Raw genomic sequence first — 14656 nt, forward strand, 5'->3', positions numbered from 1 at the left:
ACTAGATCACCATTCCGAACTGAGTGCTGAAGCGGACATCGCCCTCGACCATGTCTCGCATGTCGGTGAGCGCGTTGCGGAACATGAGGGTGCGCTCGACGCCCATGCCGAACGCGAAGCCCTGGTACTCCTCTGGGTCGACACCGGCCGCCAGCAGCACGTTGGGGTGCACCATGCCGCATCCGCCCCACTCGATCCAGCGCGGGCCGCCCTTGGCTCCCGGGTGCCAGATGTCCATCTCGGCACTCGGCTCCGTGAAGGGGAAGTAGTTGTTGCGCAGACGGATGCGGGCCTCGTCGCCGAACATCGACGTCGCGAAGTGCTCGAGCGTGCCGCGAAGGTGAGCCATCGTGAGGCCCTTGTCGATCGCGATGCCCTCGAACTGCGTGAAGACGGGCGTGTGCGTCGCGTCGAGCTCATCGGTGCGGTACGTGCGACCCGGTGCAAGCACATAGAGGGGCACGCCGCGCTCGATGAGGGAGCGCATCTGAACGGGCGACGTGTGGGTGCGCAGCACGAGGTGCCGGTCGGCGGGCTCGACGAAGAAGGTGTCCTGCATGGCTCGGGCCGGGTGGTCGGCGTCGAAGTTGAGCGAGTCGAAGTTGAACCACTCGCTCTCGAGCTCCGGCCCTTCCGCGATCTCCCAGCCCATGCCGACGAAGATGTCGCTCACCCGGTCCTGCAGCACAGTGAGCGGATGCCGGGCTCCCGTTCCGCGAGCGGGTCGCGCGAGCGTGACGTCGACGGTCTCCGCAGCGAGACGCGCGGCGGCCTCAGCTTCGGCCAGCTCCCGCTCGCGAGCGGCGAAGGACTCGTTGACCCGGCTGCGGGCCTGCCCGATGAGCTGACCGGCTTCCTTCTTGCTCTCCTTAGGGACGGAGCGCATGGCGGCGTTCAGCGACGCGATCGCCGAACCCTCCGCCAGGTGCTCGGCGCGCACGCGCTTGAGTGCGGTCAGGTCGGGCGCCGCGGCGATGGCGGCGAGTGCCGCGTCGACCGCGGAGCCGACGGCTTCCTGCGTGATGGGGTTCGATGAGGCGTCAGACACAAGCGTCGAGTTTAGCGAACGCAGTGGACAACGGCTCCAGAACCATGGATCCGCTTTTCTCACGCTGTGAGACGAGGCGTGTCGGGGCCTCCGGGAGAACGCGGCTTCGTCCCGTTCCTCGATCAGGATCCGCGTGAATCCGGCGATCTTCCAGGGTCCAGGTGTATCCATGAGCACCGAAATTGTGGCCGACGTGCACCAATCAGGTAACCATCTCGTTGCGAAAGCGAGAAATAGGCAACCGCGCAGTCTGACGCTGTGGTGGAATCGCTCCATGCAAAATCAGAGCGAGCCCCTCGTCGTCGTTGATCACGTCGAGAAGCACTACGGTGAATTCCACGCCCTGAAGGACATCAATCTCAACGTCGAGCGCGGTCAGGTCGTTGTCGTCATCGGGCCCTCCGGTTCCGGCAAGTCGACCCTGTGCCGCACGATCAATCGACTCGAGACGATCACCTCGGGGGAAATCCGGATCGACGGGAAGGTGCTGCCCAAGGAAGGGAAGGCACTCGCCGCGCTCCGCGCCGACGTCGGCATGGTCTTCCAGTCCTTCAACCTCTTCGCGCACAAGACCATCCTCGAGAATGTGGCTCTCGGCCCCATCAAGGTCCGCAAGGTCTCGAGGGCCGACGCCGAGAAAGAGGCAAAGGCGCTTCTCGACCGCGTCGGCATCGGCCACCAGGCGGCGAAGTTCCCTGCCCAGCTCTCCGGTGGTCAGCAGCAGCGTGTCGCGATCGCCCGCGCACTGGCCATGAAGCCGAAGGTCATGCTCTTCGACGAGCCCACGAGCGCCCTCGACCCCGAGATGATCAACGAGGTCCTGGACGTCATGGTCGATCTCGCGAAGGAGGGCATGACGATGATTGTCGTGACCCACGAGATGGGCTTCGCCCGCAAGGCGGCCGACCGGGTCGTCTTCATGGCCGACGGCCAGATCCTCGAAGACCAGGCGCCTGAGGACTTCTTCACGCACCCGAAGACCGACCGCGCCAAGGACTTCCTCTCCAAGCTCATCACCCACTGACGGCAGGCGCGGACCGCGCCCCGACCGTCCTCCAGGACCAGACAGACTTCCAACAGAAGGAGAAGAAATGCGAAAGACCAAGCTCAGCGCCATTCTCGGCGCAGGCATCCTGGCCTCACTCGTACTGACCGGATGCGCCGAAGGCGCCCCGCCCGCTGCAGGCGGCGACGAAGGCACCACGACCGGTGAAGCACCCGTCTTCGAGGTCGCGACGGACGTCGCGATCGAGGGCTCGCCCACGTTCGACGCCATCAAGGCGCGCGGCGACAAGGTCGTCGTCGGCGTCAAGGAAGACCAGCCGAACCTCGGCTACCTCGACGCAGTGACCGGTGAGCGCACCGGCTTCGACGTCGACGTCGCACGCTGGATGGCCGCATCGCTCGGCGTCTCCGAGGAGAACATCGAGTTCAAGCCGATCGCCTCCGCCAACCGCGAGCAGGCGATCTCCAACGGCGACATCGACTACTACGTCGGCACCTACTCCATCACCGACAAGCGCAAGGACCAGATCGACTTCGCCGGTCCGTACTTCGAGACCGGACAGGGCCTCCTCGTCGGCGCCGACTCCGAGATCACGGGTGTCGACGACCTCGTCGCCGGCGTCAACGTCTGCTCCGCGACCGGCTCGACGCCGATCCAGAACATCCGCGACAACTACCCAGAGGTCACGACCACCGAGTTCGACACGTACTCGCAGTGCGTCGAGGCGCTCCTCAACGGCCAGGTCGATGCAGTGACGACCGACGAGGCCATCCTCATCGGCTACGCGGCTCAGGACCCTGAGCAGCTCAAGGTCGTCGGCGAGCCCTTCAGCGAAGAGCTCTACGGCATCGGCCTCGCCAAGGGCGACGACGCGCTCCGCGACCACTTCAACACGACCCTCGAAGAGGGCGGCGACGTGTGGCAGTCGATCTTCGACTACAACCTCGGCTCCTCCGGAACCACGGTCTCGCAGCCAGCGGTCGACCGCTACTAATCCCACAGGCGAGCGGCGGCGAGACTCACTCTCGCCGCCGCTCGTTCGCACCTAGGGCGCCTCGCGCCCTGTCTCAGAAAGGAAGGCGAGCGTGTTCGATATCTTCACGAACCACCTCGACCTGTGGAGTGAGGCCCTCATCGGGACGCTCATCCTCTTCTTCGGGGGCGCGCTCCTCGCGCTCGTCCTCGGCTTCATCGTGGGTGCCATGCGGGTCTCGCCGGTCCCGATCGCTCGGGCCGTCGGCGCCGCCTACGTCAACATCGTGCGCAACACGCCACTCACGCTGGTGTTCTTCATCTTCGTCTTCGCCGTGCCCGTCCTCATCCCGATGGGCCGCACCGACTACCTGCTCCTCGGCATCCTCGCGCTGGGCGTCTACACCGCCACGTACGTCGCCGAGGTGCTTCGAAGCGGCATCAACACCGTGCCTGTCGGCCAGGCAGAGGCCGCGCGAGCCATCGGCCTTCCCTTCGGGCAGGTCATGACCCTCATCGTGCTCCCACAGGCAGCACGCGCCGTCGTCCCGCCCATGATGAGCGTCCTCATCGCACTGCTGAAGAACACCACCGTCGCTGCTGGGTTCTCGGCCGTCAACCTCGGCATCATCCGCGCCAACATGAGCGAGCGGGGTGAGAACGCGATGGAGGTGCTCATCTGGGTCGCCATCGTCTTCATCGTCCTCGTGCTCCTGCTCTCGTGGGTGCAGAACGCGCTCGAACGCCACTGGAAGGTTGCCCGATGAGCCAGACCTCAGTTCTCTACGACGTCCCGGGACCCCGCGCGCTCGCTCGCAACAAGCTCCTCGGGATCATCACGGTCGTCGTCATCGTCGGCCTCGTGGCGTTCCTGATCTACCGCCTCGGCGCAACGGGCAACCTGAGCGCCAACAAGTGGCAGATCTTCGGCTACGCGGCCATCTGGACGCAGATCGCGCAGGCGCTCTGGGCCACGCTCAGCGCCTTCCTGGTCGCCGCCGTCGGCGCGCTGGCGCTCGGATTCGTCCTCGCCATCGGCCGCCTATCGGACCACGCGTGGGTCCGCATCCCGTTCACGGTGGTCGTCGAGGGGCTCCGCGCGATCCCCGTCCTCATCCTCATGATGCTCATGTACTACGGCCTGCCCGCCATCGGCATCAAGATGGAGCCGTTCTGGGCCGTCGTCATCGCGCTCATCGCGTACAACGGCTCAGTCCTCTCCGAGGTCATCCGAAGCGGCGTCCAGTCGCTGCCGAGCGGACAGGCCGAGGCCGGCTACGCCATCGGCCTCCGCAAGAGCGGCGTCATGCAGATCATCCTGCTCCCGCAGGCCATCCGCGCGATGCTGCCCGTCATCATCGCGCAGCTGGTCGTGACGCTCAAGGACACGGCCCTCGGCTCGATCATCACCTACAACGAGCTCCTCTACATGGCGAAGCTCATCGGCGGCCAGGCAGACTACGGCCGCCCGTACATCCCGGTGACGATCGTGATCGGCGCCATCTACATCGCGACCTGCGTGCTGCTCTCATGGCTCGCGACCATCGTGCAGAAGCGCATCTCGCAGAACCCGAAGGTCATCGCGGGGGCGGCGCCGGAGCCGCTCACCAACGCGGGCAACGTGACCGACACGGAGCTCATCCTGGTCCAGCAGTCGGACGTCCTAGAACTCGAAGAGGACGAGCGGCAGAAGGCCAAGCACGATCTCGCCGAAGCGCAGCGGCAGAGCGATCTCCGCAAGCGCGACGACGGCGATCGCGTCTAGACGCACCAGCGACAAAACGCTCCCCGCTGGCAGGTACCGAGTCTCTCGGTCCTGCCAGCGGGGAGCGTTTCGTTACTGCGGCTCGCGGGCGCTACGCGCGCTGCGCGAAGGCGCTCTCGTACAGGCAGACGGATGCGGCGGTCGCGAGGTTCATCGACTCCGCCTGACCGTAGATCGGCACGCTCATCGTCGCGTCAGCGTAGGCCAGCTGCTCCGCATCGAGGCCACGGGCCTCGTTGCCGAAGAGCCACGCGGTCGGCTGAGCCAGCTCGCCCGACTCGCGCGCGGAGAGCAGGTCCGAACCGTCGATGTCGGCGGCCACGACGCGCAGTCCCGCGTCACGAGCGCGCGAGGTCGCGACGTCGAGCGTCACCTCGACAGCGATCGGAAGGTGGAAGATCGAGCCGGTGCTCGAGCGGACGACCTTCGAGTTGTAGAGGTCGACCGTGCGACCCGTGAGGATCACGGCGTCAGCACCCGCAGCATCAGCTGCCCGGATGATCGTGCCCAGGTTGCCAGGGTCGCGCACCTCCTCGAGGATGGCGACGAGCTTCGGGGAGCCGCGCAGCGCATCCCGGATGGAGGCCGGGAACTGACGGCAGACCGCGATCACGCCCTGGGGCGTGCGGGTGTCCGCCATCGCGTCGATGGCCTCCTCGCTCGCGAAGTCGACCTCGAGCTGCGCCTCCTCGGCGAGGCCGCGCAGCTCGGAGTGACGCTCGAGCGCCGTGGGCGTGACGAACAGCTCCTCGATGAGCTCGGGGCGCGAGACGAGCGCCTCACGGACGGCCTGCGGGCCCTCGATGACGAACAGGCCAGTCTCCTGGCGCTCGGACTTCTGCGAGAGCTTCCTGACTTCCTTGACTCGCGCGTTCCGCGGACTCTCGATCATGGTGTCGACTTCTTCCTGCGCACGGGGCGCTGCTTGGCTGGAGTGGTGGTTCAGGGGCCGACCTCATGCGGGGCGGCACCGTCCCGATGCGGGCGGCTGCGGAGCTCGAGGCAAAAGAAAATGCGGCCGAGAGCTGGACTCTCGGCCGCATGTTCAGACGGCCGCTGACTGCATATCGAGTCGGGCCGCGGAGTTCGCTACGCTGCTGCGCGCGGGGCCGACGTGTCGGCCGGGAGGGCCTGCTTGGCGGCCTCGACGAGACCCGCGAACGTCGCGGGCTCGTTCACGGCGAGCTCAGCGAGGATGCGGCGGTCGACCTCGATGCCGGCAAGGCCGAGGCCCTGGATGAAGCGGTTGTACGTGAGGCCGTTCGCGCGGGACCCGGCGTTGATGCGCTGGATCCAGAGGCGACGGAACTCGCCCTTCTTCGCGCGACGGTCGCGGTACGAGTAGACCATCGAGTGGATGACCTGCTCCTTGGCCTTCCGGTACAGGCGCGAACGCTGTCCGCGGTAGCCGGATGCGCGCTCAAGGATGACGCGACGCTTCTTCTGGGCGTTAACCGCCCGCTTTACACGTGCCATGTGTGTTGATTCTCCTCAGTAAGTTCGTGTGCGGGGCGGCTTAGTGGCCGAGCAGCTTCTTGGCGACCTTGGCGTCTGCCGGGGACAGGAGCTGGTCCTGGTTCAGGCGAGCCTTGCGACCGGGGGACTTGACCTCGAGGTTGTGGCGGAGGCCAGCCTGCTGCTTCATGATCTTGCCGCTTCCGGTGACCTTGAAGCGCTTCTTGGCGCCCGAGTGGGTCTTCTGCTTCGGCATTACTTCTCCTCTGTTGGTGCAGACTCTGCTGCAGACTCTGTCGCAGCTTCATTTACAGCTGGTTGTGCAGCTTCGTCTGGTGACGGCTGCCCGTGCTTGGCCGCCCGCGACGCCTCGCGAGCTGCGTTCCGCTTTGCGGAGGCATCGGCCTTCACGTCGGACTTGTTCCGGAACGGGCCGATGATCATGACCATGTTGCGGCCATCGATCATGGGGTTGGACTCGACGGTGCCGTACTCCGAGACCTCTTCAGCGAAGCGCTGGAGAAGACGCACGCCCATCTCCGGGCGCGACTGCTCGCGACCGCGGAACTGGATCATGGCCTTGACCTTGTCGCCGTCTTCGAGGAAGCCGATAGCGCGCTTGCGCTTGGTCTCGTAGTCGTGGGCGTCGATCTTCAGGCGGAAGCGGACCTCTTTCAGGACCGTGTTGGCCTGGTTGCGGCGGGCTTCTTTGGCCTTCTGGGCGGCCTCGTACTTGAACTTCCCGTAATCCATGATCTTGGCGACGGGTGGCTTCGAGTTAGGGGCGACCTCGACGAGGTCGAGCTCAGACTCCTGCGCGAGGCGCAGGGCCATCTCGAGCTTGACTACTCCGACCTGCTCACCGCCCGGGCCGACAAGGCGGACTTCACTGGCACGGATGCGGTCATTGGTACGTGGTTCGCTGATGGAAGGCTCCTGACTTCACTGAATGTGGAAAGGAGGCGTCACACCAACAGCACTGCGCTCGCAGCGTGTTTCCACCCGACGTCATGGAGTCTGCAGATCGCGCAACTCGTGCACGTCCTGCAGGCTCTGTGACCTCTTCCCGCGCAGCCGTGAGGCCGAACTGAGGAAGGGAGTGGAGCAACCCGGTAACCTACGTAGAGCGGTTTGCGCGGGTGGGACGAATCCTCTTTCGCGGTCTCTGCACAGCAGAAACCGATCGCTACATTACCAGAACTTCGCACAAAGGACCAGCGTGACCGACGCCTCACTCGAAAACCCCTCCGCCACCGATCCCGAGTACGGCGACCTGCGCCGCGACATCGGCGAAGTGCCCGCGGTGGAGCTCATCACGACCACTGCAGTCCACCTCATGAGCGCCGCAGCGGTCGCCTGCGGACTCGATGAGGACAGCGGTGAGGACGAGCTCGACCTCGACGAGGCCCGCAAGCTCATCTCAGCACTTGCCGGCCTCCTCACCGCGAGCCTCCCGTACCTCGGCGACCACCACGCGCGACCGCTCCGCGACGGTCTTCGCTCGCTGCAGCTCGCGTTCCGCGAAGCGTCGGACCACCCAGACGCCGTCGGCAAGGGGCCGGGCGAGGACCTCACGGGTCCCGTCTACGGCTAGTCGTTCGCAGCCGCCTGCCGGATCGCCGCGCGTCGCGGTGGGCAGGCGGCTCAGGGAGCGGTCGAGCCTCGCCCCTCAGCCGGGCCGATCATCTCCGCCACGATGGCCGCGGAGAGGGTCACGAGCGGCAGGCCGCCCCCGGGGTGCGATGACCCCCCGACCAGGTAGAGTCCCTCGACCGGCTGCCGGTTCGCAGGACGCAGGAACGACGCCTTCGCCCCGTTCGACGCCGTGCCGTAGATCGACCCCCCTGGTGAGCGCGTCTCCCGCTCGAGGTCGGCGGGCGTGCGGATGCGCATCCACCGCACGTGGTCGCGCACGTCCACGCCACGTTCGGCCATCAGCTCGAGCAGCGACTCCGCATACTGCTCGGCGAGGCCGGGCTCATTCCAGTCGACGCCGTGCTCAGGGTCGTGGCGAGGCGCGTTGACGAGCACGAACCAGGCACCGCTGCCTGGACCGGGAACGATCTCCGGGTCCTCGGGTGCGGCGATGTAGATCGTGGGCCGCTCGACCGGCTTCGGCCCCGACTGCGCCTGCCCTCCGACGCCGAAGATCGCGTCGAACTCAGCGTCGTAGTCCTCGGCGAAGAGCACCCGGTGGTGCGTGGCTTCGCCGTGTTCGAAGGCGGCCTCGTCCAACCCGTCGAGCGCAAGCAGCAGGACGAACCCGGACAGCGACGGGTCGAGCTTCGCGTGGCTCCTCGCCGCGCGCCGGGCGCCCTCGCTGCTGAGCAGCTTCCCGTAGACCGTCTCCGCGTCTGCGTTCGCGACCACCACGTCGGCGGCGATGCGCTCGCCGTCCGCCGTCTCGACGCCCGATACCCGCGCACCCTCCTGCAGGATGCGGGTCACATCCACCCCCATCCGGATTCGCGCACCGCACTCGCGGGCCCGGTCGGCGATGGCTGCGCCCAGGCGCCAGAGACCACCAGGCACGTACCAGGACCCGTACGCCTGCTCTGCAAACGGGACGGTCGCAAGGGCCGACGGCGCCCGCCTCGGGTCCGAGCCGGTGTAGGTCGCATAGCGGTCGAGCAGCGCGCGCAGGCGCGGGTCGGCGAGGTCCTGCTCGCCGAACCCGCGGAGGCTCCGCCACGGGGCGACCTTCGCGAGCGACAGCGGGTTCGCGGCGAGCCTCGCGATACCGGCCGCGGTGATGGGCGACTCGAGGAACGGGCCACGGGCGATGTCCCACACCTTTCCGGAGCGCTCGAGGAACCTCGACCACTGCCGCCCGGTTCCTGAACCGAGTGCCGCATCCAGCGCACCGGGGATCTCTTCGATGCGACCGGGCATGTCGAGCTCGGTGCCGTCCGCGAATCGATACCTGCACGCGACCTCGAGGCGCCGGAGCTCGAGCACCGACTCGAGCGGCGCACCCGTCTGACCGAACAGCTCGGCGAAGACGTACGGCATCGTCACGAGCGATGGCCCAGTGTCGAAGAGGAAGCCATCGTGCTCGATGGTGCCGAGCTTCCCGCCGATGACGTCGGACTGCTCGAGAACCGTCACGTCGTGACCGAGCGACGCGAGGCGCGCCGCCGAGGCGAGCCCGCCGACGCCCGCGCCGATCACGACGACACGGCTCATCGCGGAGCGTCCCCGCTGCGAGCGCCGGTTGTCACGAGGTCATCTGCCGACCTGCGCGCACGCCAGTCGCGCAGCAGCACGACGACAAGCGGCACCGCGATAGCGCCCATGATGATGCCGCCGACGAGAGCGACGCTCGGACGCTCGAAGAAGGTCAGGTTGCCGACGACGCACGTCGCATAGGTCCACAGGTAGACCGTGAACGGAACCGCGTCGCCCGGTGCGCCCTCGATCCGCTTCGACCTCGCGGCCACGGCATCGATGAGCCCGCAGATGATGAGGGAGACGAGGTACCAGCCGAGGAAGTTCGTGAGCGGGATGCCGTCGACGCCAGGGATGCCGGGATCAGGGTGCTTCCAGCCCCAGTGCCCCGAGTCGACCATCTGCGGGTCGAGGAACACGTCCCAGGCGGTCAGCGCCCACGCGGCGACCGCGACGCGCGCGATGCGGCGCAGGACCCCGGGGGCCGTGCCGACGAGGCGCCGCGCGATGATGACCGCCGGATAGGCGATCGTCACCCACGCGAGGGGCACGATCAGGGGCACCTCGAAGAGCGAGAAGCCCAGCGACGGGGTATAGATGTACTGCCCGAACGGGAAGCTCGTCGCGACGCCGACGACCTCGGCGAAGAAGCCGATCGCGGCCGCTGCGAGCAGCACGGACGCGAACTTCGGCCCCCTCGTCGCCCATGCGTGCAGCACGCCGGTGGCAGCCAGGAGCGCGACGCTCGCGATCGTCAGCGGTATCGTTCCCCCACCCGTGAAGGCGAAGAGACTCTGCACGAACATGCCGGCGGCAAGGGTCACCCACATGAGTCGTCGTGTGATGGCGTTCATCTTGAGTCCGTTCCTCTCGGTCGTGGCTCTGGATCTTCGTCGTCTGGTCCCGTGGCCCGTGGTGGGTCTCGCCGCGCGGAGCTCATCCCGTCTCGCCCGCCCACCCTTCGACCGCATCCACTGCGAATCTGGCGAAGAGCTCCTCCGCGAACCACTCGCCAGCCCTGCTGTCGAGCATCGCCGCGCGGTGCGACGGCGCACCGGCGATGAACTCCCGAAGCGCTGGCGCCGAGTCCCACAGCGTGAAGGTGCCCAGCAGGCCGGCCGGGAGCTCCCCCATCCCGAATCCGAGCCGCAGACCACGCGACCTCGCCTGCATCAGCTCGGCGGCGATGGGCGGCACGGTCCCAGAGAAGCGGTGCACCGCCGAGGGACGGATCCGGGCGCGAGTGATCACGGCGACCCGCTGCCCCTCGGCCGCTTCGGCAACCGCCGGGCCGAACGGCTCGCGGCCGCCCCACAGCCCGACGGAGCGGATGGCGCGCATGCGAACCCTGACCCGCTCCCGCGCGCTCGCATCCCAGGCGGCGACCAGTGGCCCACGGTCGAAGGCATCAGCCGCCTGCTGCGACTCCCAGGAGGCGACCAGCGCCCAGTGCCCGAGGTCGGCGTCTCGCGACGAGAAGCTCGTCCCCTTCGCCGTGCCGAGGATGCGGGAGAAGCGCAGCCCCTCCGGCCTGCGTCGCCCGAGCAGCTGCAGCGTCGTCTTCGCCGTCAACCCGAGGCCGGTGCTCGCGCTGCCGGTTCCCCAGAGGTGGACGGTGGCGACCGTCACCGGTTCTCGACCCCCAGCGGCCCGGCGCTGCGGTCGCCCCGCACATGCTTGAGGACGAGCTCCGCGCTGATCAGGCACATCGGCACACCAACACCGGGGTTGACCGTCGCACCCGCGTAGTACAGCCCCTTGACCTTCGGGGAGGCATTGCCCGCTCGGAGCATGGCCGACTGGGCGAGCTCGTGCGACGGGCCGAGGATGCCGCCGCGCCACGAGTTGTAGTCGTTCACGAAGTCCGCGGGCCCGAGCGTGCTCCGAACGACGATGCGGCTGGCCAGATCGGGAGCCCCGGTCCACTCGGCGAGCTGGGCGATCGCGAGGTCGGCGATGCGCTCGACCTCCGCGTCTCCCCGGCCGTCCGCTCCTCCCCCGCCGATGGCGGGATCCCCCTTCACCGGGATGAGCATGAACAGGTTCTCGTGCCCGTCTGGCGCGACCTCGGGATCGGTTGCGCTCGGCTTGCACACGTAGACGGAGACCGGGTCCGGCAGCGCGACGCCCGTCCCGAAGATGGCGTCGAAGTTCTCGCCCCACTCCTTCGTGAGGAGCAGCGAGTGGTGCGGGAGCGTCGGCAGCTCGCCCTCGATACCGAGCATCACGAGCACGGCGCCCGGACCGGAGTCGGTCTTCTGCCACACCCGCTCCGGGTAGCTGCGGTACCGCTCCGGCAGCAGCTGCGTCTCCGTGTGGTGCAGGTCAGCCGCCGAGACGACCACCTCGACGTCCTCGAAGTGCCGCTTGCCCGCCGCGTCCCGCCAGTGCACACCACGGCTCCACCCGTGCGAGACGGCGATGCCCGTGACCTCGGCCTCGAGCCTGAACTCGACTCCGGCCTCGACCGCGAGGCCGTGCAGCGCATCCACCACGGCCGTGAAGCCACCCATCGGGTACTGCACGCCCTCGACGAGATCCATGCGGCTCATGAGGTGGTAGATCGCCGGCGCGCGGCGCGGGTCGGTTCCGAGGAACACAGCCTGGTACGCGAGGATCTGGCGAAGCAGCGGATGCGTGAAGGACTCCTCGACGAACTTCTCGAGGGGCGTGGTCAGCCAGGTGAGGAGATCCGGCAGCTCGCGGCGGACTCTCTCGCCGACAAGGGACAGCGGGTTCGCGAACGTGTTGTAGAGGAAGACGTCCTCGGCCATGTCCATGGCGCGTCTGGCGGTCTCGAGGTAGTCATCGAACGCGGAGAGCGCGTCAGGCTCGAGCTCGGCGACCAGCTCACGCACGGCGTCCTGGCCGTACGGGATGGAGATGGGCTCGCTGCGTGCGCCGTCGGCGGTCGGCTCCGGGAAGACGCGGTAGCCGGGGTCGAGCATCCTGAGGTCGAGCTGCTCCTCGGTGCTCGTGCCCGCCAGTGCGAAGTAGTGGTCGAAGACGCTCGGCATGAGGTACCAGCTCGGGCCGGTGTCGAAGCGGAACCCATCGACTTCAAGAAGACCGGCTCGGCCTCCCACCCTGTCGTTCTTCTCGAGCACGGTCACGGCGAAACCGTCCCGCGCGAGGAGGATCGCCGTGGCGAGCCCCGCCATTCCAGCGCCGACGACAACTGCTCGAGTGCTCATGATCGTGTCTCCAGAAGGACTCGTGCTGCGATACGCGCCTTCTCGGCGCCGGGAACCCTGACTCGCGTCGTGCGCAACTGCTCCGCTGGCGTCGCCGCGATGCGGTCGGCCAGGGCGGAGAAGAGCGCGCTCGCGAGCGCGACACCCCTCCTGCAGTCTCGCGGAAGCAGCGGGATGCCCGCATCCGCCGTCTCGATATCTGCGCGGATGCGGTCGAGCCAGATGAGCTTGCGACGCTCGTCGAGCGGCGCCGACTCGAGCCCCTCCACCGGGAGGTAGTCCCGGCCGAGCCGATCGGCGTCATCACCCACGTCGCGCAGGAAGTTCACGTTCTGGAAAGCCGCGCCGAGCGCGCACGCAGCCGCGTCTATCCGCTCGCGTTCCTCGTCCGTGCGAGAGACGCCCGTCAGGAAGACGCGGACGCACATCAGGCCGACGACCTCGGCGGAGCCGTAGACGTACCGCCGCTGCTCCTCCACGTCGAGGGACTTCGGCTCCAGGTCCATGCGCATCGACGCGAAGAAGGGGACGACCAGTTCGGCCCCGAACCCACAGCGTCGCGCCGTCACCGCGAACGCGTGCACCACCAGGTTGGTGCTGAATCCGGATTCGATCGCCTCCAGCGTCTGCGCCTCCAACCCGTCCAGCGCAGCGTGCTGCTGTTCGAGCGAGAGGCCGGCGAGCGCTCCCACACCGTCGACGATCTCGTCGGCGACCCGGACGAGCGCGTAGATGCTGCGCACGGGCTTCACCGTGCGGCGGCCGAGCAGCCGCGTGGCCGCCCCGAAGGAACTCGAGTACGCGAAGATGACCTCTGCCGCAGACTTCTCCGCCGTGCGCGTGTACTGCTCGAGCGGAGAGATCATGAGGTGCGCCGCTCCAGCAGCATGAGCAGCCGCTCCATCATCTCAGCAAGATTCCTATCGCCCTCGCGGCCCGAGGCGCCAACGGCACGGGCCGCGGCGCTCGCCCTCGCGAACTGCGCCGCGAGCTCCTGCTCGACAGCCGCACGTGAACCGGACGCGTCGATGAGGTCGCGCGCCTTCGCTCCGTCGACCTCGCTGAGCTGCGGGTCGCCGAGCAGCGACTCGAGCTCGTTCCATACGGGTGTCCCGCACGCGAGCGCGATCAGTGCCGTGAACTTGCCCTCGCGAATATCCGAGTACGGCGCCTTCCCGAGCTTGTGCTGATCTCCGAAGACGCCGAAGAGATCATCCTGGAGCTGGAACGCCAGGCCAGCCGCATCGGAGAACTGTGCGATGAGCCGCGCGTCCACGAGGTCTTCTCCACCCGCCGCTATCAGGCCGAGTTCCAGCGGAAGCAGAACGGTGTACGCCGACGTCTTGTTCGAGCTCATGGACAGCACCTCGGCGAGCGCGGGATGGTCTGCCCGGACCGACAGGCTGACATCGCTGAACTCTCCGGCCACAGACACGGAGAGCGCACGCTCGATGGCGTCGAGCACACGGAGGCGCACCGCATGCGGCAGGTCGATGCGCGCGACGCGCAGGTGGGCTTCCGAGAGCAGGAGGTCACCGACCAGGATCGCGGCGGCCTGGCCGAGACGGTTCCCGCGTTCGTCATCGAACTCCGAACCGCCGACGATCTCCTCGACGCTCCCAAGCAGGTTCCGCACACCACGGCGCATCGTGTCGTTGTCTATGACGTCGTCGTGCGTCAGGAACGCAAGATGGAGGAGCTCGGTCGCCGTCGCCAGCTCGATCACCGCATCCGGCACCTCTTCCGCGCCCGTGTAGGCGAGGTAGCTCTGGACGACCAGGGCCGGCCGAAAGAGCTTGCCGCCCTCCGCACTCCGAGCCGTAATGCGCCAGAGGGTCGCGAGGCCTTCATCGATGACACTGGCCGCCTGGACGCGCCCGTCGAGGAACTCCTCAATGCGCCGTCGCACCTCGAGCAGCTGCTTCGCTGCAAGCTCGAAGTCCGAACCCTGGCCACGGGGGCTCGCCAGAGGCTCACGAATCACTCGGCACCACTCCCTTTAGTTCGGTTGGCTAGCTATAAGAGTATCTAATTACTTCTCGGTGAGC

The 14656-nt window shown here is 67.5% G+C and carries 16 protein-coding genes; 5 read left to right on the plus strand and 11 right to left on the minus strand.

The window, feature by feature from the left end; translation table 11 throughout:
- Position 1 precedes the first annotated feature (1 nt).
- The gene (gene pheS / locus ABVF28_RS01560; RefSeq protein WP_179557572.1) at positions 2-1048 is read right to left on the minus strand and encodes a phenylalanine--tRNA ligase subunit alpha; all 1047 of its coding nucleotides are present in this window, start codon (positions 1046-1048) and stop codon (positions 2-4) included.
- Between the two features lie 274 nt (positions 1049-1322).
- On the opposite strand from pheS, the gene ABVF28_RS01565 reads away from it, so the two are divergent.
- The 4 genes from ABVF28_RS01565 to ABVF28_RS01580 all read left to right on the plus strand — a co-directional run bounded on the left by ABVF28_RS01565 (position 1323) and on the right by ABVF28_RS01580 (position 4791).
- Entirely contained in the window at positions 1323-2072 is a 750-nt protein-coding gene (locus ABVF28_RS01565) for an amino acid ABC transporter ATP-binding protein (protein ID WP_371029251.1), read from the plus strand.
- Positions 2073-2139: 67 nt separating this feature from the next.
- On the plus strand, positions 2140-3048 hold the full coding sequence (locus ABVF28_RS01570; RefSeq protein ID WP_104311531.1) for a glutamate ABC transporter substrate-binding protein: 909 nt from the start codon (positions 2140-2142) through the stop codon (positions 3046-3048).
- A 91-nt stretch (positions 3049-3139) separates the two neighbouring features.
- Complete coding sequence (locus ABVF28_RS01575; protein ID WP_104311530.1) at positions 3140-3793, plus strand: amino acid ABC transporter permease; 654 nt, start codon at positions 3140-3142, stop codon at positions 3791-3793.
- Positions 3790-4791 carry an amino acid ABC transporter permease gene (locus ABVF28_RS01580; RefSeq protein WP_104252997.1) on the plus strand — a complete coding sequence of 334 codons (1002 nt, stop codon included), beginning with the start codon at positions 3790-3792 and terminating at the stop codon, positions 4789-4791. The genes ABVF28_RS01575 and ABVF28_RS01580 overlap by 4 nt, the downstream gene beginning before the upstream one ends.
- A gap of 91 nt (positions 4792-4882) precedes the next feature.
- On the opposite strand, the gene ABVF28_RS01585 is transcribed toward ABVF28_RS01580, so the two are convergent.
- The 4 genes from ABVF28_RS01585 to infC all read right to left on the minus strand — a co-directional run bounded on the left by ABVF28_RS01585 (position 4883) and on the right by infC (position 7173).
- Positions 4883-5683, minus strand: coding sequence for an RNA methyltransferase (locus tag ABVF28_RS01585; RefSeq protein WP_104311529.1), 801 nt, complete (start codon positions 5681-5683; stop codon positions 4883-4885).
- Between the two features lie 197 nt (positions 5684-5880).
- Positions 5881-6267 carry a 50S ribosomal protein L20 gene (gene rplT / locus ABVF28_RS01590; protein WP_104252999.1) on the minus strand — a complete coding sequence of 129 codons (387 nt, stop codon included), beginning with the start codon at positions 6265-6267 and terminating at the stop codon, positions 5881-5883.
- A gap of 40 nt (positions 6268-6307) precedes the next feature.
- Positions 6308-6502 (minus strand): 50S ribosomal protein L35, encoded by a 195-nt coding sequence (gene rpmI, locus ABVF28_RS01595; RefSeq protein ID WP_068481113.1) that lies wholly within the window; start codon positions 6500-6502, stop codon positions 6308-6310.
- Positions 6502-7173 (minus strand): translation initiation factor IF-3, encoded by a 672-nt coding sequence (gene infC, locus ABVF28_RS01600; protein WP_104253000.1) that lies wholly within the window; start codon positions 7171-7173, stop codon positions 6502-6504. Before infC ends, rpmI begins: the two co-directional genes overlap by 1 nt.
- A gap of 292 nt (positions 7174-7465) precedes the next feature.
- Here infC and ABVF28_RS01605 point away from each other — a divergent pair, with 292 nt between their 5' ends.
- A complete protein-coding gene (locus tag ABVF28_RS01605) occupies positions 7466-7840 on the plus strand; it encodes a DUF1844 domain-containing protein (protein ID WP_104311528.1) in 375 nt (124 codons plus the stop codon).
- 50 nt (positions 7841-7890) lie between these two features.
- On the opposite strand, the gene ABVF28_RS01610 is transcribed toward ABVF28_RS01605, so the two are convergent.
- The 6 genes from ABVF28_RS01610 to ABVF28_RS01635 all read right to left on the minus strand — a co-directional run bounded on the left by ABVF28_RS01610 (position 7891) and on the right by ABVF28_RS01635 (position 14592).
- Positions 7891-9432 (minus strand): phytoene desaturase family protein, encoded by a 1542-nt coding sequence (locus ABVF28_RS01610; RefSeq protein WP_371029252.1) that lies wholly within the window; start codon positions 9430-9432, stop codon positions 7891-7893.
- Positions 9429-10268 carry a carotenoid biosynthesis protein gene (locus ABVF28_RS01615; RefSeq protein ID WP_371029253.1) on the minus strand — a complete coding sequence of 280 codons (840 nt, stop codon included), beginning with the start codon at positions 10266-10268 and terminating at the stop codon, positions 9429-9431. The genes ABVF28_RS01610 and ABVF28_RS01615 overlap by 4 nt, the downstream gene beginning before the upstream one ends.
- A gap of 82 nt (positions 10269-10350) precedes the next feature.
- Positions 10351-11043: a hypothetical protein gene (locus tag ABVF28_RS01620; protein ID WP_371029254.1), complete on the minus strand. Its 693-nt coding sequence runs from the start codon at positions 11041-11043 to the stop codon at positions 10351-10353.
- Positions 11040-12608, minus strand: a complete 1569-nt coding sequence (gene crtI, locus ABVF28_RS01625) for a phytoene desaturase family protein (protein ID WP_371029255.1) — start codon at positions 12606-12608, stop codon at positions 11040-11042. Before crtI ends, ABVF28_RS01620 begins: the two co-directional genes overlap by 4 nt.
- Entirely contained in the window at positions 12605-13474 is an 870-nt protein-coding gene (locus ABVF28_RS01630) for a phytoene/squalene synthase family protein (RefSeq protein WP_104311524.1), read from the minus strand. Before ABVF28_RS01630 ends, crtI begins: the two co-directional genes overlap by 4 nt.
- A complete protein-coding gene (locus tag ABVF28_RS01635) occupies positions 13471-14592 on the minus strand; it encodes a polyprenyl synthetase family protein (protein WP_104311523.1) in 1122 nt (373 codons plus the stop codon). The genes ABVF28_RS01630 and ABVF28_RS01635 overlap by 4 nt, the downstream gene beginning before the upstream one ends.
- Positions 14593-14656 lie beyond the last annotated feature (64 nt).

This window comes from Pseudoclavibacter sp. JSM 162008, from assembly GCF_041366455.1.
In the GTDB taxonomy this organism is placed as follows: domain Bacteria; phylum Actinomycetota; class Actinomycetes; order Actinomycetales; family Microbacteriaceae; genus Pseudoclavibacter.